General features: G+C 40.6%; 19 protein-coding genes and 1 tRNA gene. 1 reads left to right on the forward strand and 19 read right to left on the reverse strand.

Annotated elements, in window-relative coordinates:
- Positions 1-58: 58 nt before the first annotated feature.
- The 18 genes from HNQ41_RS03915 to HNQ41_RS04000 form a co-directional block, all read right to left on the reverse strand.
- Positions 59-1,105, reverse strand: coding sequence for a tetratricopeptide repeat protein (locus tag HNQ41_RS03915; RefSeq protein WP_184663127.1), 1,047 nt, complete (start codon positions 1,103-1,105; stop codon positions 59-61).
- A 667-nt stretch (positions 1,106-1,772) separates the two neighbouring features.
- Positions 1,773-1,849: transfer RNA gene (locus HNQ41_RS03920), tRNA-Arg, on the reverse strand.
- 111 nt (positions 1,850-1,960) lie between these two features.
- The gene (locus HNQ41_RS03925; protein WP_184663128.1) at positions 1,961-2,467 is read right to left on the reverse strand and encodes a YfcE family phosphodiesterase; all 507 of its coding nucleotides are present in this window, start codon (positions 2,465-2,467) and stop codon (positions 1,961-1,963) included.
- 15 nt (positions 2,468-2,482) lie between these two features.
- Positions 2,483-3,076 carry an XTP/dITP diphosphatase gene (locus tag HNQ41_RS03930; RefSeq protein ID WP_184663129.1) on the reverse strand — a complete coding sequence of 198 codons (594 nt, stop codon included), beginning with the start codon at positions 3,074-3,076 and terminating at the stop codon, positions 2,483-2,485.
- A 2-nt stretch (positions 3,077-3,078) separates the two neighbouring features.
- A complete protein-coding gene (rph, locus tag HNQ41_RS03935; RefSeq protein ID WP_184663130.1) occupies positions 3,079-3,843 on the reverse strand; it encodes a ribonuclease PH in 765 nt (254 codons plus the stop codon).
- 102 nt (positions 3,844-3,945) lie between these two features.
- A complete protein-coding gene (locus HNQ41_RS03940) occupies positions 3,946-5,064 on the reverse strand; it encodes a GerMN domain-containing protein (protein ID WP_184663131.1) in 1,119 nt (372 codons plus the stop codon).
- Positions 5,065-5,177: 113 nt separating this feature from the next.
- On the reverse strand, positions 5,178-5,978 hold the full coding sequence (gene racE / locus HNQ41_RS03945; protein ID WP_184663132.1) for a glutamate racemase: 801 nt from the start codon (positions 5,976-5,978) through the stop codon (positions 5,178-5,180).
- A gap of 36 nt (positions 5,979-6,014) precedes the next feature.
- Positions 6,015-6,485, reverse strand: a complete 471-nt coding sequence (locus HNQ41_RS03950) for a MarR family winged helix-turn-helix transcriptional regulator (protein WP_184663133.1) — start codon at positions 6,483-6,485, stop codon at positions 6,015-6,017.
- Positions 6,486-6,769: 284 nt separating this feature from the next.
- On the reverse strand, positions 6,770-8,494 hold the full coding sequence (gene ptsP, locus HNQ41_RS03955) for a phosphoenolpyruvate--protein phosphotransferase (RefSeq protein ID WP_184663134.1): 1,725 nt from the start codon (positions 8,492-8,494) through the stop codon (positions 6,770-6,772).
- On the reverse strand, positions 8,494-8,757 hold the full coding sequence (locus HNQ41_RS03960; RefSeq protein WP_184663135.1) for a phosphocarrier protein HPr: 264 nt from the start codon (positions 8,755-8,757) through the stop codon (positions 8,494-8,496). Before HNQ41_RS03960 ends, ptsP begins: the two co-directional genes overlap by 1 nt.
- Before the next feature lie 514 nt (positions 8,758-9,271).
- Positions 9,272-9,496, reverse strand: a complete 225-nt coding sequence (locus tag HNQ41_RS03965) for a helix-turn-helix domain-containing protein (protein ID WP_184663311.1) — start codon at positions 9,494-9,496, stop codon at positions 9,272-9,274.
- 164 nt (positions 9,497-9,660) lie between these two features.
- Positions 9,661-10,104, reverse strand: coding sequence for an acyl-CoA thioesterase (locus HNQ41_RS03970; RefSeq protein WP_184663136.1), 444 nt, complete (start codon positions 10,102-10,104; stop codon positions 9,661-9,663).
- Between the two features lie 355 nt (positions 10,105-10,459).
- Positions 10,460-11,383, reverse strand: a complete 924-nt coding sequence (locus tag HNQ41_RS03975) for an IS3 family transposase (RefSeq protein WP_184663312.1) — start codon at positions 11,381-11,383, stop codon at positions 10,460-10,462.
- On the reverse strand, positions 11,332-11,628 hold the full coding sequence (locus HNQ41_RS03980) for a transposase (RefSeq protein ID WP_184663137.1): 297 nt from the start codon (positions 11,626-11,628) through the stop codon (positions 11,332-11,334). Before HNQ41_RS03980 ends, HNQ41_RS03975 begins: the two co-directional genes overlap by 52 nt.
- A 382-nt stretch (positions 11,629-12,010) precedes the next feature.
- Complete coding sequence (sdhB, locus tag HNQ41_RS03985) at positions 12,011-12,772, reverse strand: succinate dehydrogenase iron-sulfur subunit (RefSeq protein WP_184663138.1); 762 nt, start codon at positions 12,770-12,772, stop codon at positions 12,011-12,013.
- Positions 12,769-14,538: a succinate dehydrogenase flavoprotein subunit gene (sdhA, locus tag HNQ41_RS03990; RefSeq protein WP_184663139.1), complete on the reverse strand. Its 1,770-nt coding sequence runs from the start codon at positions 14,536-14,538 to the stop codon at positions 12,769-12,771. Before sdhA ends, sdhB begins: the two co-directional genes overlap by 4 nt.
- 23 nt (positions 14,539-14,561) lie before the next feature.
- Positions 14,562-15,170, reverse strand: coding sequence for a succinate dehydrogenase cytochrome b558 subunit (locus HNQ41_RS03995; RefSeq protein ID WP_184663140.1), 609 nt, complete (start codon positions 15,168-15,170; stop codon positions 14,562-14,564).
- A 421-nt stretch (positions 15,171-15,591) separates the two neighbouring features.
- On the reverse strand, positions 15,592-16,941 hold the full coding sequence (locus HNQ41_RS04000) for a TrkH family potassium uptake protein (RefSeq protein WP_221301845.1): 1,350 nt from the start codon (positions 16,939-16,941) through the stop codon (positions 15,592-15,594).
- Positions 16,942-17,121: 180 nt separating this feature from the next.
- Between HNQ41_RS04000 and HNQ41_RS04005 the strand changes: the two genes are divergently transcribed.
- Entirely contained in the window at positions 17,122-17,559 is a 438-nt protein-coding gene (locus HNQ41_RS04005) for a DUF2507 domain-containing protein (protein ID WP_184663141.1), read from the forward strand.
- Positions 17,560-17,865: 306 nt separating this feature from the next.
- Here HNQ41_RS04005 and HNQ41_RS04010 read toward each other — a convergent pair whose 3' ends face one another.
- The gene (locus HNQ41_RS04010) at positions 17,866-19,104 is read right to left on the reverse strand and encodes an aspartate kinase (protein ID WP_184663142.1); all 1,239 of its coding nucleotides are present in this window, start codon (positions 19,102-19,104) and stop codon (positions 17,866-17,868) included.
- Positions 19,105-19,125 lie beyond the last annotated feature (21 nt).

Genomic DNA, 19,125 nt, shown 5'->3' on the forward strand with positions numbered 1-19,125 from the left:
TTATGCAACCATTTTATTATAACATAGGATTTTCGCTTTTCAATATGTTCAATTCGATTTATGTATGATCTAACGTCGGATGAAATACATGGTTTTCAATGGCTACAATTTTAGCCATCGCTTCTGCTACCTTTTCATCGTTCGCTTCATAGATCATCGCAATTTCATCCGCTTCATCTTCACCACCAAGTAATCTACTCGTTAAAGCATGGAGAGCTGCCGCCCACACGCTTTCTTCATCAGGCTCAGGAGACTGCGGAAAAATCGCAAATAAATAGTGCCACCAAAGTTGCTCAGCCATTTCATATAAAGTCGGATTCTCATGAGCTAATGTGTCATGCAAAATGGCTAGTACCCTTTCACCAAACCTTTCATGAAACACACTTTCTAATTCATTCGGTATTAAAGAATATGTACGCCCAAACTTCGCAATGTAAAACGTTTCAGTGACTTCGTTTTCTTTTAACAATTGTAACAAGTAACTTTTTAAAGCTGGGTCATTATCTTCTGTTTTTAAAAAAGTACGATAAGCATCGAGTACTTCCTCGTCCATTTTTGGACCCAGTTGTTGAATGGCTCCCCACTGTTGATCTTTATTGCCCTTTTGTAAGAATTTTAACCATTCCTTCGTGTTCGTCCAGTCCTCACCTACATCGAGGTCTTTAAAGTGTTCCTCTTGGTCTGGCTTCACCATATGACGGCTAAAATCCAATAATTGATAAAGGGATTCCGCCATATCGGGCGGCGGTTTCTCTTCTTGGACGACTGGCTCTAAAACGTCGACAACATCTTGGTATTCACCTAGTTGCACGAGCAAGGAAACGTAAACTTGCAGAACTTCAAAATATTGTCCAATCCCTTCTTTCAGGAGACGCTCGCAATGTTCACGAGCTTCTTCGAGACGTTTCATCTCTATAAAACAAATGACTATACCATACCTTGCTTGTGGGTGTTCTTGTTCCAATTCCACTGCTTGTTGAAAATAATGCAACGCCTCTAGGTGTTTTTTTTCTTTTAAGGACGTCATCCCTTTTTCAACGAGGCGATTTGCGAGCCCTGGGAACAAGACAACGTTATCCCTACACTCTTTCGGTTCTTTGCCCATGTATACGCGCCACCTCTAATTTACGTTTGCTATCACTTGGTGTTCAGTTTACCAATTTCACCGTTGAAAAACAAACGTTTTCAAATGAATTTTAACACGTTTTTTATGTCACACTCTTGGAAAAGATAGGAATGAATTCTTTTGCCTCTAGGAGTGAATCAACCGTAATATCTGTTAGTATAACTATCAGACGCTACAGGTGGACGTTGTTGGTTGTAAGCTCAAGTGATAAAGCGTGTGTCTTGTGGTTCGCGGACATACGTTCCGTTATTTCAGCTAAATACGCCATTTTTTTGGGGCGAACGGACATATGTTCCGTTATCACTCTCTTTTGCAGGCAATAAAGGGCGAATTTTTACGAATAGCGGAACACATGTCCGCAAAACGCTAAAAATCAGCCTTTTTTAAGCAAATAACGGAATCAATGTCCGCATCGAACATCACAACAGTGAACGTGACCATATTTAGCCTTCATAGCATCGTCATCTTTCACTTCTCCGAGTTCATCAGAAACAACAAAGTTTACGCGAAAAGAGCTTTTTATAATGACGATCGTGGACATTAGACACTCTAGACATGGAAAGGAGTGTCTTTTGTTATGGGTGAACGCGATTGTTTTCATATACAAGAAACCCCCTTGCATGCAAGGGGGGTGATTTTTTATGTATGGCGTCCCAGGCAGGATTCGAACCTGCGACCTACGGCTTAGAAGGCCGTTGCTCTATCCAGCTGAGCTACTGGGACAAAGTGATAAGTTTTTTATATCTTTTCGCGACATTTATTAATATATCAGATGAGAAGAAAGAAGTCAACTGGCAATTCAAATCTTTCTTCTCACCTTTTTATTTTTTTACTTTAAAACGTTTGACTAAGCGCGTCGACACGGTCACCTTCTAGCGTATAATAGCTTACATCACGTGATCCACTCTCGTCAATAGTCAAAATCACATAAGTCGCAACAGACACTGAACGAGGCAACCGTAAACTGCCGGGGTTAATAAACAACATCCCTTTTTCCTCAAACGCGGTTGGCACATGTGTGTGTCCAAAGCAGACGACATTGGCCGAAACTTCTTCACCACGATAAGCAAGGGGCATTGGAGATGTTTTTACCTGGTGCAAATGGCCATGGACAGCTAAAAAGCGCACACCTTGAATATCGTCCACAATTTCCTTAGGAAAGTTCGCTTGGAAATCACAGTTCCCTTGGACAACAAAAACATTCTTCAGCTCTTTAGCATCTTCTGATAGTTCTGAGTCACCGCAATGAATCACTCCATCAACTTCCGACTCATGACGATCAATCACCTTCGCTAACGGCTCTTGCCACCCGTGACTATCACTTGTAATGAGGATACGCACCTTGAATTCCCCTTTCTAAAACCACTCTTTCCATTCTTCTTCTAATTTTTTTAATGCATTGGCTCGGTGGCTGATTTCATTTTTCTCCTCAGACGTTAGTTGTGCCATTGTTTTATGTTTATCCTCAAGGTAAAAAACCGGGTCATATCCAAACCCATGATCCCCCTTTGGTTCTTGGGCAATCTTACCTTCACAAGTGCCAATGACAACTTCTGTCTCTCGATCTGGAAACGCAACCGCTAACGCACATACAAAACGAGCTTTACGATCTTCATCACTTACATTTTCTAATTCCCTTAACAGTTTTTGATTGTTGGCTTGGTCATTTTTTTCATCCCCTGCATAGCGAGCCGAATAAACGCCAGGTTTTCCGTCAAGAGCCTCCACTTCTAAACCAGAGTCATCAGCAACAACGACGTTCCCTGTATAGCCTACAATTGTTTCCGCTTTTTTGCAGGCATTTCCTGCAAAGGTTGACGCATCTTCGATGATAGAGATATCTTCATCAATATCATTGAGTGAACGTATTTGAAAACCTCTCTCCGCAAACAACGCGCGAAATTCTGCTACCTTTCCTTCATTTTTGGTCGCTATGATGATTGTTTTCATTTTTATTCCCCCGAGTCTGATTGTGACACAGATTGGATGTTATTCACAATATCGCCAAGCGCTTCTGCTTGAATTTCAAACAAACGGTGTAAACCATTTTCTGCTGAATCAAGCAATTCATTTAATTGTTGACGTGAAAATGTCGCCTCTTCACCTGTTCCCTGAACCTCAACGAATTCCCCTTTCCCTGTCATCACGATGTTCATATCTACATCTGCATTAGAGTCCTCAAGATAATCTAGGTCAAGTAATACCTCTCCTTCACTGTTGACACCAACTGATATTGCTGCTAAATAATCAGTGATTGGGAAGGTTGAAAATTTCTTGTTTTTCTTGTACTGATCACACGCCAAAACTAAAGCAACAAACGCCCCAGTAATGGAAGCTGTACGCGTCCCACCGTCCGCTTGAATGACATCACAATCAATCCAGATTGTTCGTTCTCCAATTGAATCTAAGTCAACGACAGAACGTAAAGCACGTCCAATTAAACGTTGAATTTCAACAGTACGACCTGTTAATTTCCCTTTTGATGATTCTCGTATATTTCTTTGTTCGGTCGCCCGTGGAAGCATGCTATATTCAGCCGTAATCCACCCTTTCCCTTGATTGCGCAAAAATGGTGGCACACGCTCCTCAATACTTGCTGAACAAATGACTTTCGTATCTCCAAAATGGACGAGCACCGACCCTTCTGGATGCTTTATGTAATTCGTTTCAATTTTAATCGGACGTAATTGTTCATTTCCACGATCTTCTGAACGCATTTGATCACTCCTCTATTTTCGTTGCAAGAAATAAGGGATGGCTTAATGGCCATCCCTTTACATCATAATCGTTTACGAATTGAAATTCAAATCGCTCCGAGATTAAAATTCACCTGTGTTCACTTGATCAGGTCGGCTCACTGGCTCGGAAATCCACTCTCCCGAAGCATGTAACAATTCCTCTTCATCATTTACAAGAATCGAAACTTCATCAACATTTTCATCTTCAGTAAGCGACAATACAATCATATTTAATACGTGATCAGAAACCGCTGCTCCATCCATTCGACTCAAAATTTCATCGTTGAAGTTAACCGTTAAGACACCATTTGATAACTCAGGCTCTTCGAGTAACTCGACATCTGTTGTGAAATCAGTTAATAAGTGTGTCGTTAACGCAGGGCCACCTAGAAGTTCATTAACAACGGTCTCATACTGGTTGTCTGATGGTTCAACCCGTCTAGTGACTGGCACATAATAGGTTTCACCACTTTGTTCGGCAAGGAAGTAAACGGTCACTGAGTCACTTGCCGTCACATCTGCCACAGTCCCTTGCTCAAGGTTAATGCCATTGTCACGGGAAAGACCATTTCGTACAGGCGTTCCATTTTGTGGCATATTTTCGACTACTTCCCCATCAATTCGAATTTCTACTTCGTCCACTTCTTCAAACTGCGTAAGCGTCCACGTTAAAGCTTGCAGCATTGGCATTTCTTCATCAGGATGATAGTCTTCAATTCCTTCTGAAAAATCGACAACGAGTACCCCTTCTTCATTCTTCTCAATGTCTAAAACTTCTGTCCCTGAAGGCAACACAGCTTGGAACCCATTTGGTAGCATTGATGTGATTGGACCATCTTTCATTAAGTATTCTAGGGATTGCTCAATTTTCTCTTCTTGTTCATCTGTTTCTGTTTTCGGTAACGGAAAACTTTGTGGAGCAACCATGCCATATTGATCAATTAAGTAAAGTTCTCGGATGTCTGTTTCTTCGTCACTTCCATCTTGTTGTTCATCCGATTCTTCTTCTAATCCGTCCATATTCCCCTCTTCCAATTCACTCTCTTCAATTTCATCTTCATCCATATAATCGATCGGTGGTGGGTCGATATCCTCCAACGATTGTGAAGTCGGATCTCCGCTACATCCGACAGCAATCATAGCGGTGAAAGCGACACCGAACAAGAAATACACCGGCTTTCGTCCAATATTGACTCGCATACTCTTCCCTCCTAAGGTGGTTGTACTATGATGTATACGAGCCTAACTAAAATTTAGACCACTTTTCTTAATTGTTTCCCCAAATACACAAAAACGATCACCCATTCGGCAATCTACGCCGTAAGAGCGATCGTATATACATTCGCTACAGGAATGTCTAACCAGCGGTTTGCGATCTCCTTAAAGGATAAAGACATACCTGTCGTATAAAATTGATGTTTCGCTTCACGATCTCCTATATATAGAAGCTGTTGATGATATAAAAGAGAACTGACTTCTCGAGCGGTTTCATCTCCCGAACATATAATATGAACGTCTTGTCCCATGACGTCTTGAATTACGTCATAAAGTAGAGGATAATGTGTACAACCAAGAACGAGAGTATCTATCGCAGTGTTTTTCAGCGGGGCAAGCGATTCTTCAACAGCTGTCTTCGCTTCCATACCTGATACAGCCCCTTTTTCAACAAGCGGAACAAAACGCGGACAAGCAAGCGTTTCTACCCGTACATGGTTATTGATCGCTTTTAGCGTTCGCTCATATTCGCCACTACGGATTGTTCCTTCAGTACCTATGACGCCGACATAATCATCGTTTGTTACTTTTAAGGCCGCAATCGCTCCAGGATGAATCACACCGATGACCGGAATTGGCAAAATTTCCTTCGCCTCTTCTAACACAACAGCAGTTGCTGTATTACAAGCAATCACAAGCATTTTGATTTCTTGAGCCATTAGAGCATTGATCATTTCCCACGTAAATTGTCGCACTTCATCACGTGTACGCGGACCATATGGGCATCGCGCTGTGTCACCAATATAAACAATCTCTTCTTTTGGTAATTGTCGAATGATTTCACTGACGACGGTCATGCCACCGATACCAGAGTCAATCACACCAATAGGTTTATCCACAATAAATCTCCCTTTGTTTCAATCTTTGCTGTTCAATCAAAATGACTTCCACGTTTCTGCATCCCGCTTCATTTCATCATTCAAAAAACGTAAGCTACGTTCTAAAAAGTCAACATCCTCTTTTGAAAAATCCCCTAAAACATCTTGCAAGTAATCTTGTCTTTGGTTAATCACTTCACGAATGATTGTTGCCCCTTTTTCCAACAAGTGAATACGGACAACGCGACGGTCATTTTTATCTTTGACCCGCTCAACTAACTCATTTTTCTCCATTCGGTCTATAAGGTCTGTCGTCGTACTACACGCAAGATACATTTTCGATGACAACTCACCAATGGTCATATCACCATACTCATGTAACCATTGCAATGCAACAAATTGAGGAGGGGTAATCGGAAATTCGTTTAAAATTTCCCTTCCTTTTTGTTTCACGATATCAGAAATTCGTCGCAACGACTTTTCGATGTTCGCAACTTGCTGTTTATCTAGCACTTCGTTTTCTGCCATAGTCGTCCCTCCTTCTGTACAGCTACATTTGTTACATACATTTTCTTAGTTTTCAGCAAAAATTTCAACTATTTCCTATGGTCATATTAAATGCAGACGAACGACTAAACGTGAAAAAAGGTCGGTACCTAGAAGAGGCCATGTGTACAGTACGGTTAAATTAGGGTGAGACAGGCCATCCTTTAAGGATTTAACACACTTTCACCGCCTATAACCGATTTGTACGAGCATGACACAATCAGGTCCAACCTTTATCACTCATTTCTTTCTTTGGGGCAGAAAAACTATTGAACGTTTAACGAACGCTCTTCAACAAGTTTAACGACTTGATCAGATGTTTCAAGTTGCAACGCTTTATTAGCTATTTCTTCTGCTTCCGTTCGTGTCAGTTTTGCGATCTGACTTCTAGCTGGTAAGACAGATGTTGCACTCATACTAAATTCATCTAATCCAAGACCAAGTAAGATCGGAATCGCCGTTTCATCTCCTGCCATTTCTCCACACATTCCTGTCCATTTCCCAGCAGCGTGCGATGCGTCAATAACTGATTTAATCAGTCGTAAAATCGCTGGATTGTATGGTTGATACAGGTAAGAAACTTGTTCATTCATGCGATCTGCCGCCATTGTATATTGGATCAAATCATTCGTTCCAATACTAAAGAAGTCGACTTCTTTTGCGAAAATATCAGCAATCGCAGCCGTGGATGGGATTTCAACCATGATCCCAACTTCCATGTCACGATTGACATCCACCCCTTCACCTTCAAGCTTTTCGCGTTCTTCATCAAGAATTGCACGCGCTTGTCGGAATTCGTCGACTGTCGCGATCATCGGGAACATAACTTTTAAGTTCCCGTATGCACTCGCACGAAGTAACGCTCGTAATTGTGTACGGAAAATATCATCGCGATCTAAGCATAGTCGAATTGCGCGATAACCTAAGAATGGGTTCAATTCTTTTGGTAAGTCAAGGTAAGGAAGTTCCTTATCTCCACCGATATCTAAGGTACGGATAACAACTGGCTTGTCACCCATATTTTCAACGACCTTTTTGTACGCATCAAATTGTTCATCTTCTGTTGGCAATTCAGTGCGACCCATGTAAAGGAACTCTGTTCGGTAAAGACCGATTCCTTCTGCTCCATTATTTAGAACACCTTCGACATCTTCAGGTGTACCGATGTTCGCTGCTAATTCAACGTGATGAGCATCTTTTGTCTCTGTCTTTTCATCGACAAGCTTCGCCCACTCTTTTTTGCGTTCTTCAAAATCTGCAAGCTTTTGCTTATATGTGCTTATTTGATCTTCTGAAGGGTCGACAATCACTTCGCCATCCAAGCCGTCTACAATGACTGTGACATCATTTTCAACAGTTTCAGTCACTTCTTTTGTACCAACGACTGCAGGGATTTCGAGTGAACGTGCCATAATCGCTGAATGAGATGTACGACCTCCGATATCTGTAGCAAAACCTTTTACATAATTGCGGTTTAACTGTGCTGTATCAGAAGGTGTTAAGTCATCTGCGATGATCACAACTTCTTCATTGATTTCTGCAAGAGAGGCTAACTTCACACCTAAGAGGTGAGCAAGCACACGCTTAGAAACGTCACGAATATCCGCTGCACGCTCTTTCATATACTCGTTATCCATGTTTTCAAACATCGTAATAAACGAGTTGGAAACTTCATCTAAAGCATATTCAGCATTAACTTGCTCGTCTTTGATTTTGTTTCGAACGCCATCTAAGTAATCTGGGTCACTTAGAACTAAAAGGTGAGCTGCAAAGATCTCTGCTTTATCAGCACCCATTTCATTTTCCGTATGTTGCTTAATTTTTTCTAACTCGCCTTTGGCTGTCGCTAATGCATCATCTAAGCGCTTATGTTCACCTTCAACATCGGAGATCGATGTTTTTTCCACTGTTAAGTCAGGACTTTCTAGGCGGAAGCCTTTTGCAATCGCAATCCCTGCCGATGCAGCAATGCCTGTTAGCGTTTGGCTCATTATTCTCCAAGTCCTTCCTTGATGACTTCTTCGATACCTTTCATTGCTTCTTCAGCATCTGAACCTTCTGCTTTAATCGTAACTTCAGCACCTTGACTTACGCCTAGCGACATAACACCCATAATTGACTTTAAGTTCACAGATTTTCCGTTATGCTCTAAAGTAACTTCGGATTCAAATTGACCAGCCTTATTCACCAATTGTGTTGCTGGACGTGCGTGAAGTCCTGTTTCTGCTGTAATTGTAAATGTTTTCTCTGCCATGAAAGACACTCCTAACTTATAGCATTTTTTTCATCTTTTTAATATGACTAAATACTGAACATCACTTGTTAAAAAAGCCTATTTATCTGTTTAATGTGTACGAAATGCTCATGATTCATCCATTATCATTCATGAAACATATTTAACACTTACTAAAACAAGCAATCCACCTACGTTTATGTATTCACTGACCAAGTAAAACATAAGGAACGGATTTTTATTAAGTGATTGTTCAGAAGATAGACACCCACTACTTTACCACCCATAAAAAATTTGACAAGTATTTTCAACAGACATCAACATAAAAGTGAAGGGACAGCCTCAGGACTTTTCCTTATCTTTCACCTTGACATCTAAATCTCTTTTAGGATAACACAGCTTTTTCGACATGAAAAGACAACCTCCTCATCCTTGTGAAATTCTTCATAATATAAAAAGTCTCCGATACTCACCCCATTTAATTCACTAATCGTTGAGGAGAGAGTAACGAAGACTTTCAAAATAAATATTTTGTTTAAATTTCTAGTTCTCCTAGTCGGATGAGCTCAATCACAGCTTGAGAGCGCCCCTTAACTCCCAATTTCTGCATTGTATTTGAAATATGGTTACGTACTGTTTTTTCACTGATAAAAAGTTGTTCTGCAATTTCTTTTGTTGTTTTGTCTTGAACTAGTAGTTCAAAGACTTCACGTTCTCGTTTTGTTAACAGCGGTTTTGGCCTGAACTCGTGTTCTCTCAATCGTTTCACCCTTTCCTGCTGGGCTGCACCGATTTCCTATTTTGGCAGGTATTTAGTCACCAACATCTTATGTAAGCAGGAAAAGGGATGTTACACCTTTGTACAATAACCTTAAATTAGACCTCTACTTAAAGAAACGGAATGATCTCAATAAAGCAGTCAGTTCATTGGTGGAACAGGTTTCGGGTTGATTCTCTCCACGCTGAGGGACGTCCAGTTTGTTTGTGAATTTGTACAATTGTCCCACGACCAGTTACGCATGTTTCTTGTTTTTCATTACAAATACAGTAATGTAGATCTACCGATGCCCTTCCTATGTGCGCTATTTTTACATACACATCAATTTGATTTGGAAAATACATTTGCTGAATGAAGTCACACTGTAAATCAGCTGTAACCGGAATTTCTTCTACATTATGGTCAAACCAGACGGCATTCAGGCCAATTTCATCAAAAAAGTTGATCCTTGCCTCCTCAAAGTATATGAACGGAACCGTATTATTCACGTGCCCAAAGGCATCCGTTTCTGAAAAGCGAACCTTAATAGGGTAACGATATTTAAAAGAACTCAGCCATGTTTCCCATTCGTCAATATAGCTAGGTTTCATCCTCGCCCACCCTTTACATGTTTTATTTTCTCAAAAGGCCTTTTTCTAAAATATTGTTGCTTTTTAAAGAATTAGTTTAGTTCGCCGTCGTGGACATACGTTCCGTTATTTCAGCCAAATACGTCATTTTTAGGGTTCAGAGGGACATATTGGACCTATGTCAAGAAAGTGGACACCCAAATAACGGAATATATACTTTTTTGATTTTGGTTGTGAGTTAAACCTTCTTCACGTTTCAAAGCGTAGATGATGCCGCGGAAGCGTCAAGCCCAAACCGCTTGACCCATCCCGCTCTATCATCTGATGGGTAGTTACTGTGAAGAAGGGGTTAGACTGCTGTGGCAGCCTAGGATCATTAAGCAGAGTGACCTTTGTAAAACTTCTCTTCCCATTGAATTGGGGAATTGTAACCGATCGCACTGTGAATTCGTTTACGATTATAGAAAAACTCTATATAACGGTAAATCTCATCATAGGCTTGTTGTTTGGTCTTGAACCTTTTTCCTTGGATCAACTCTTTTTTCAAAACACTGAAAAAGGATTCTGCACATGCATTGTCGTAACAGTTTCCTTTACGACTCATACTAGCGACCATGCCGTAGTCTTCTAATTTTTCGCGGTATTCATTAGAAGCGTATTGAGTTCCTCGGTCGGAATGATGAATTAAGCCTTTACCTGGTCGCTTCTTTTGATAGGCATCGTTCAACGCATCGAGAACCAGTTGGTTCGTCATATGTCCATACAGGCGCCATCCTATAACTTCACGTGTATATAGGTCGAGAATATTCGCTAAATATAATTTCCCTTCACGACAAGGAATCTGGGTGATATCAGAAACCCAAACCTTGTTAGGGGCAGTGGTTGTAAAATGTTGATTCAACGTGTTTGGAGCGATAGGGTTATTATGATTTGAGTTAGTTGTGCTTACTTTGAATTTTTTGATAACTGTCGATTGTATACCAAGTTCATTCATATATAGGCCCACTGTTCTTTCAATAATGTTGTAGCCTTCTTGGCGCAATAAGTGGGTAATTTTTGGGGCACCATATATCTTCTTCGAATCGTAATAATGAAATAAAATTCGTTCTTGGATCGCTTTTTTCCTTCGTTCTTGTCGGCTTGGTTGGTGGTTTCTCCAGTTGAAATAACCGCTCCGAGACACGTTCATCACTTTACACATCTTCACCACTGAGAACTCGGAGCGATGGTTCTCAATGAATTGAAACCTTACACTTTTGGTCGACTGAAGATGTGTACTGCCTTTTTTACGATAGCTAATTCCTCTTCCCTATCTTTCAATTCACGTTCTTTCTTTTTCAATTGTTGTTCTAGCTGTTGGATTCGCTCATCGTATACAATAGGTTCATTATCAAATTCACGATATTTAGCGATCCACTCGTACAAAGTGCTTGTTGGTACCTTTAACTCCTCGGCCATATCAGATACCGTTTTCTTTTGTTCCTGGACATAGCGAACTGTCTGCTTTTTAAATTCTTCGTTATACCGTTGACGATGTTCACCCATAGGGAACTCCTCCTTTATTATTCTCAGTATTACCAATTCTGTTAAAGGGGAGTCCACTTTTTATTCTAGCTGCATATGTTCCGTTAACCCTCACTTTTGCATGCAATAAAGGGCGATTTTTTACAAATAGCAGAACTCATGTCCGCAAAAAGTTCAAAAACAGCCTTTTTGAAGCGAATAACGGAATCAATGTCAGGAGCGAAAGAAACAGTGGATGTGATTACATTTAACCAATCTCAAATCGTCACCTTTCGTTTCTATGAGTTTGTCAAAAAGCACATCGTTTACGAAAAGATCCTTTTAAAAAGACAATATATTATGAATGAATACTCACTCATAATCACTCGCGAGGAGAAGCCTCCTCGCTTGGAGTGAGGCTTCGTTAAATTTTGTCACTTCCAAAGAAATCTTTAAATGATTGAATCGTCGTTTCACGGTTAAGAGATGCAATTGATGTAGTAAGCGGAATGCCTTTCGGACATACTTCAACACAGTTTTGCGAGTTTCCACAATCTGTAATTCCGCCATCATCCATAATTGTGTTCAAACGTTCAGCTTTGTTCATTTCTCCAGTTGGGTGAGAATTGAACAAACGGACTTGTGAAAGCGGCGCTGGCCCCATGAAGTCAGACTTACTGTTTACGTTCGGACACGCTTCAAGACAAACACCACATGTCATACATTTAGACAATTCATAGGCCCATTGTCGTTTCGGTTCAGCCATGCGTGGACCTGGCCCGAGATCATATGTTCCATCGATCGGGATCCAAGCTTTCACTTTCTTTAAAGACTCAAACATTCGACTACGGTCAATGAGTAGATCTCTTACAACTGGGAATGTACTCATTGGTTCGAGTCGTACAGGCTGCTCAAGTTGATCAATAAGTGCCGTACACGACTGACGAGCTTCCCCATTAATTACCATCGAGCACGCCCCACATACTTCTTCTAGGCAGCTTGCATCCCAAGCAACAGGGGTTGTCTCTTCACCATTTGCATTGACTGGATTACGTCGGATTTCCATAAGCGCAGAAATGACGTTCATATTTTTACGATAAGGAATTTCAAAGGTTTCCTCGTACGAAGGTGAATTCACATCATTTTTTCGTTTAATGATGAGTCGAATTACTTTGTTGTCACTCATGACTTAGCACCCGCTTTCTTTTTCGATGTATAGTCACGTTTTCGAGGCGTAATCAAAGAAACGTCAACATCTTCGTACTCAAATTCTGGTGCTTTGTTTTCTCGGTCGAATCTTGCTTTCGTCGTCTTTAACCATTCTTCATCATTACGCTCTGGGAATTCTGGCTTATAGTGAGCCCCGCGACTTTCATTACGATTTAATGCCCCTTGTGTAATCGCGCGCGCGAGGTGAATCATCCCTTCTAACTGCCTTGTAAATGCAGCAGCTTGGTTGCTCCAGCGAGCTGTATCTTGAATGTTAATATTTTCATAACGTTCAAGGAGCTCTTGAAGCTTCTCATCTGTTTTTTGTAGTTTGTCATTTTCACGAACAACTGTGACATTATCAGTCATGAGTTGTCCAAGCTCTTGGTGCAATTTAAAGGCGTTTTCTGTTCCATCCATAGATAAGATCTTTTCAAATCGATCTTTCTCTCTTTCGTATTGGTCGTCAAATACCGTGGAAGAAATGTCCTCAGCTGATTTCTCGAGGCCATTCATATATTCAACGGCTTTCGGACCAGCAACCATACCTCCGTAAATCGCAGAAAGTAAAGAGTTAGCACCCAAACGATTTCCACCGTGTTGAGAATAGTCAACTTCTCCTGCTGCAAATAAACCAGGGATATTGGTCATCTGATCATAATCGATCCAAAGTCCGCCCATTGAATAGTGAACGGCAGGGAATATCTTCATTGGTACTTTACGTGGATCATCACCCATGAATTTTTCATAGATTTCCATAATTCCACCAAGTTTAATATCCAATTCTTCTGGATCCTTATGAGAAAGATCAAGATAAACCATATTTTCGCCATTAATACCTAGCTTCTGATTCACACATACGTCGAAGATTTCACGTGTTGCAATGTCACGTGGAACCAAGTTACCATACGCAGGATATTTTTCCTCAAGGAAGTACCATGGTTCACCGTCTTTATAAGTCCAAACACGGCCACCTTCACCACGAGCAGACTCACTCATCAAACGGAGCTTATCGTCGCCTGGGATAGCTGTCGGGTGAATTTGGATAAATTCACCATTTGCATAGTAAGCACCTTGCATATAAGCAGAAGCTGCAGCGAAACCTGTGTTAATCATTGAGTTTGTTGATTTTCCGAAAATAATTCCTGGCCCACCTGTTGCAAGAACAACAGAGTCTGCCTTGAACACTTGAATATCTGATGTACTTAGGTTTTGAGCTGTGATTCCGCGACAAACCCCATCATCATCAATCACTGCGCTCAAATATTCCCAACCCTCATACTTCGTCACTAATCCGTTTGTTTCATGTCTACGAACTTGTTCATCTAATGCATATAAAAGCTGTTGACCTGTTGTTGCACCTGCATAAGCTGTACGGTGGTGTTGTGTTCCGCCAAAGCGACGTAATGATAAAATCCCCTCGCCAGTACGGTTAAACATAACACCCATACGATCTAACAAATGAATAATTCCAGGTGCAGCATCACACATCGCTTTTACAGGTGGTTGGTTAGCAAGGAAGTCCCCGCCATAAACGGAGTCGTCAAAATGCTCCCACGTTGAGTCACCTTCACCCATTGTATTTAAAGCTCCATTAATCCCGCCTTGCGCACATACGGAATGAGATCGTTTAACTGGTACTACGGAAAATAAATCAACCGATACGCCGGCTTCTGCAGCTTTGATAGTTGCCATTAAACCAGCCAGTCCTCCACCGACAACGATCATTCTTCCTTTACTCATAACGAAACACTCCTTCTATTTGTCTAAACGAATGCTAAGATCGCTCGAACACCTACGAATGTGATTACTACAAAGATGCCTAATGTTACGTATGTGGAAATAACTTGTGATCTCGGTGTTACCGTAATTCCCCACGTTACTGCAAACGCCCATAAACCATTTGCAAAGTGGAATACTGCTGCAACGATTCCGATGATATAAAGGATCAATGCTAACGGATTGGCAACGATATCAGCTACCATTTGATAATTCACTTCCGCACCCAACATCGCTTGGACACGCGTGTCCCAAACGTGCCACGCAATGAAGATGATCGTAATCACACCTGTAATCCGTTGGAAGCGAAACATCCAGTTACGGAAGGTGCCATATGTAGTTGTATTGTGGCGCGCTTGAAATGCAATGTAGAGGCCATAAATCCCATGGAAAAGGATCGGCAAATAAATCAAGAAAATTTCCAAAACGTACACAAATGGTAAACTTGTCATAAATTGAGTTGCCTGATTGTAACGCTCAACTCCATAAACTGCTTGGTAGTTTACCAACAAGTGAACTACCAGAAATGCGCCGATTGGTATGACGCCTAATAAAGAGTGCAACTTACGGTAAAAAAACTCTCGATTCGTGGACATACACGTTTCCCCCTGTTTTATTTTTTTCTCCCAGTGGAAAGAAGACGAACTTACCGCTTAAAACAACCCTCCCTTTTTGTGTCACAATATTCATTCAAATGTTAATAGATGCAACTATCTCAAATTTGAATAAAGTGTGACAATTTCATCTTACCGCTATTATAGCAAAATCGTCAAGAAAACGGATTCATAATTATTTTAACAAATTTATCCTCGCTTGGACACAATCTTTAAAAAATTCTGATTGATTAATCATAAAAATTTTCAAACTTTTCATCATTGCATATTGACGTTTTTATTTTAAAATAGTATTGAACTTTGAAGAAACCTAGCTTCTTCGTCAAAAAGAAAAAGCCCGTCATGACTTTAACTATCACGACAGACTTTTAATACAATCCCATTTCATTGTTTCGATATCATTTTACCCGATGATAATTCGTTCGGTTGGATATTTATAGTATGTTTTTCGTTCTTCTTTTCGTATCGAGAATAAGAACGCAACCAGACCGACACGGCCAATAGACATGAGTATCATCAACACAGATTGGCTTGGTAATGATAAGTCAGAAGTAATTCCCATCGATAAGCCACACGTCCCAAATGCGGAACTCACTTCAAAAATGATCCCCATAAGTTCAATATCATTACCACGTTCAAAGCTAGAAATCACAATCACAGCTAAGAACCATATGAATACAAACACGCTCAAAACGATAAAGGCTTTTTGGCGATCCTCTGGATGGATTTCACGCCCAAAAACTTTCACATCCTTACGACCTAAAGCAAAGCTACGGATCGTTAAAAACATAATCGCCAAAGTCGTTGTACGTATTCCCCCACCAACACTAGACGGACTTGCGCCAATAATCATGAGACCTGAGAGGAACAAAAGACTCGCCAACCCTAGGTTAGAAATATCCATTGTCGCTAAGCCACCGCTTCGGGCTGTTGCTGAATTAAATAAGGAGAAAAAGAGTTGCCTGTGCCATTCCATATCTTCATAAAAATGACCAATCTCTAACAACCAAAGCCCGACAAAACCAATCAAAAACACAACCAGATAACTACTGGCAGCGATTTTTGTAAATAAGCTAAAGCGGAAATTCGGATTATGTTTTGAGAAATATTCTTTCAATTCCATTAGAACAGGAAAACCAATCGCTCCACCAAATATGAGCAATATATTAATAAGTTGTACAAAGTAATCATCCGCAAATGGAATCAGTGATTCTCCTGTAATGTCAAACCCTGCATTCGTAAACGCAGACAATGCACCGAAAGCTCCTTGATAATAGGCTTCAAGAACCGTATCAAAGTAATTAATATAATACGTTCCTAATACGAGTGCACCAACTAACTCAATCATTAGCGCAACGACTAAGATTCCTTTCATGAGGCTAACAAGTCCCGCGACTGTATTTTGATTATGGTCAACCATGATAAGCATGCGTTGAGACAAGACAATTTTCTTACCTAAAATCATCCACACAAATGTCCCGAGCGTCATGATACCAATACCACCTAATTGAATCGCTAAAGACAAGACTAGAATACCAAAACCACTAAATGTATCAGCAATATTTACAACCGTCAGCCCTGTCACACTCACAGCACTGACTGCCGTGAATAATGCTTCTGAATATGTAAGTTCTATTCCATCTTGGGTCGAAATAGGAAGATAAAATAAAATACTAAATGTAGCCATAGCAATTAAGTATGAAATGAGAATAAATCGAAAAGGCGTTAAAAACTTATTTTTTCCTAAGCGCATTTTTATCCTTCCTCTACACTGTAATCCTTTTGTACAAACTTCGCGCCTTAGTATATCATTCCTAATATGCGGTGGCTATATCATGTTTGATAATCGAAAAAAATAGGGACGATCTACAATGAATATGATATGATGTCCCTATCAGAATTTTGGTTGTAGGTAGAAGGGATGAAACGAATGATGAGTTCTTCAAACGAATATACACATACTTCGGAATACGATGACTCATTTGGTTATCAATTAATTCGTCGTGATTTATTAAATGAAATCTTTGACGACGATGATGGCATGGTTTTGTATTGGGCGGGAAAAGCACTCGCTCGCAAACACCGAACACAATCGCTAGAAGAGCTCGTACAATTTTTTCAAGCTGCACGTTGGGGAAGTTTGCATCTAAAAAAAGAAAAGCCAACAGAGTATCGTTTTGAATTATCCGATTTACCGTATCCTGATGACAACATACCATCATTATATCTAGAAGCTGGCTTTCTAGCTGAACAAGTTGAGGTATGGAAAGGATACACGACTGAAACAAATTATGTTGTCAAGCGTGGAAAACCAAAATATATTCAGTTTCATGTTATTTGGAATCGGAAAGAACCTGTAGATCATGAATAATATAGAAAAGGATCTAACTTCCTCCTAGTGGAGTGAGTTAGATCCTTTTTTATCCTATGTGAACTGTTGTCGCCGATAGGCGGGCACCTTCAGCTTTTGGGCGTCTAGCTTCAGGTGGCCATCGGCTCAAGGTCACTTCAGGCCTTTTCTGAAGCCATAAAGCGGCTTAGGCATCCATGCTACTCCAAAGAGCGTTTACATCGGCGAGTAAGCTGCGATTTGCCTCGACGGATACACATCTCTGTAAAGCTTGCAGAGGAAGAGGCAGTGCTTGTCGCTCGTGCCCAAGGCGTTTCAGCTTTTGGGTTAAGATTCGTTTGTGATTGGGATACGTTCATCCAATTCGAAGTACGTGTGTAGTGCTTCAACTGCGTTTACCATATCTGGTTCACTAACAACAACGGATACTTTGATCTCAGATGTACTGATCATCTGGATCGGAATTTCTTTTTCCGCTAATACAGCAAACATATCCGCAGCTACACCTGGGTTGGAAATCATCCCTGAACCGACGATCGATACTTTCGATAAGTCGTCTTCGTGTTGAATGGCAGAGAAGCCTAATGTACTCTTTTCTCGATCCAAGATTTCTAACGTCTCTTCTAAAGAAGAAGAATGGATAGAGAAAGAAATATTCATTTTGTTATGCTGATTAACTTGTTGAACGATAATATCTACGTTAATCCCTGATTCAGCGAGTTTGGAAAACAAGCCTGAAACACTTCCAACTTCGTTTGGTAAATCTTCTACTGTAATTTTTGTTACCGAACTTTCAAAAGCAATACCACGTACAATTAAATTTTGTTCCATTGATGCATCCTCCTCTACCAGTGTTCCTTCAACATTTTCTTGACTAGAACGAACAATTAATGGAATTTGATAATTTTTAGCGAATTCTACGGCTCTCGGGTGCAAGACGCCCGCTCCTAAGTTCGCAAGCTCTAACATCTCATCATAAGTAATACCATCTAACTTTCTTGCTTTTTCTATATAGCGCGGATCTGTTGTATAAACACCTGTTACATCTGTGTAAATGGAGCAACTTTCCGCTTTTAATGCTGCAGCTAATGCAACGGCTGATGTATCAGATCCCCCACGACCAAGAGTCGTAATCTCTCTATCCTCTGTCATCCCTTGAAAACCTGCTACAATAACAACTTTCCCTTCTTCAAGGTGGCCATCTATCGTTTCTGTTTCAATGTTCGTAATTCTCGCATCGCCATGACGGTCTTCTGTTCTAATTCCAGCTTGCCACCCCGTCAATGAAACAGCTTCAATCCCTCTTTCTTGCAAGGCCATAACCATTAAAGAAATCGTTACTTGTTCTCCTGTTGTTAAAAGCATATCCATTTCTCGCTGTGCTGGCTCGTCACTAATTTGATAAGCCAAATCAACGAGCGTGTCCGTCGTTTTTCCCATTGCGGAGACGACCGTTACGACGTCTTTTCCTTGTTGTTTCTGTTGATAAACGCGGTCGGCGGCGCGCTTAATTTTTTCAACGTCACCGACAGATGTTCCCCCAAATTTTTGTACTACCGTTGCCATCACGATCATCCTCCCTATAAT

This window comes from Texcoconibacillus texcoconensis, from assembly GCF_014202575.1.
In the GTDB taxonomy this organism is placed as follows: domain Bacteria; phylum Bacillota; class Bacilli; order Bacillales; family Salisediminibacteriaceae; genus Texcoconibacillus; species Texcoconibacillus texcoconensis.

What these genes read in the sequence shown, in the direction of transcription:
- HNQ41_RS04005 (WP_184663141.1), top strand. Translation starts at nt 17,122, where the DNA reads ATGAGTTCTTCAAACGAATATACACATACTTCGGAATACGATGACTCA.
- HNQ41_RS03930 (WP_184663129.1), bottom strand. Translation starts at nt 3,076, where the DNA reads ATGAAAACAATCATCATAGCGACCAAAAATGAAGGAAAGGTAGCAGAA.
- HNQ41_RS04000 (WP_221301845.1), bottom strand. Translation starts at nt 16,941, where the DNA reads ATGCGCTTAGGAAAAAATAAGTTTTTAACGCCTTTTCGATTTATTCTC.
- rph (WP_184663130.1), bottom strand. Translation starts at nt 3,843, where the DNA reads ATGCGTTCAGAAGATCGTGGAAATGAACAATTACGTCCGATTAAAATT.
- HNQ41_RS04010 (WP_184663142.1), bottom strand. Translation starts at nt 19,104, where the DNA reads ATGGCAACGGTAGTACAAAAATTTGGGGGAACATCTGTCGGTGACGTT.
- ptsP (WP_184663134.1), bottom strand. Translation starts at nt 8,494, where the DNA reads ATGAGCCAAACGCTAACAGGCATTGCTGCATCGGCAGGGATTGCGATT.
- HNQ41_RS03915 (WP_184663127.1), bottom strand. Translation starts at nt 1,105, where the DNA reads ATGGGCAAAGAACCGAAAGAGTGTAGGGATAACGTTGTCTTGTTCCCA.
- HNQ41_RS03970 (WP_184663136.1), bottom strand. Translation starts at nt 10,104, where the DNA reads ATGAAACCTAGCTATATTGACGAATGGGAAACATGGCTGAGTTCTTTT.
- sdhA (WP_184663139.1), bottom strand. Translation starts at nt 14,538, where the DNA reads ATGAGTAAAGGAAGAATGATCGTTGTCGGTGGAGGACTGGCTGGTTTA.
- HNQ41_RS03995 (WP_184663140.1), bottom strand. Translation starts at nt 15,170, where the DNA reads ATGTCCACGAATCGAGAGTTTTTTTACCGTAAGTTGCACTCTTTATTA.
- HNQ41_RS03940 (WP_184663131.1), bottom strand. Translation starts at nt 5,064, where the DNA reads ATGCGAGTCAATATTGGACGAAAGCCGGTGTATTTCTTGTTCGGTGTC.
- HNQ41_RS03980 (WP_184663137.1), bottom strand. Translation starts at nt 11,628, where the DNA reads ATGGGTGAACATCGTCAACGGTATAACGAAGAATTTAAAAAGCAGACA.
- HNQ41_RS03950 (WP_184663133.1), bottom strand. Translation starts at nt 6,485, where the DNA reads ATGGCAGAAAACGAAGTGCTAGATAAACAGCAAGTTGCGAACATCGAA.
- sdhB (WP_184663138.1), bottom strand. Translation starts at nt 12,772, where the DNA reads ATGAGTGACAACAAAGTAATTCGACTCATCATTAAACGAAAAAATGAT.
- HNQ41_RS03960 (WP_184663135.1), bottom strand. Translation starts at nt 8,757, where the DNA reads ATGGCAGAGAAAACATTTACAATTACAGCAGAAACAGGACTTCACGCA.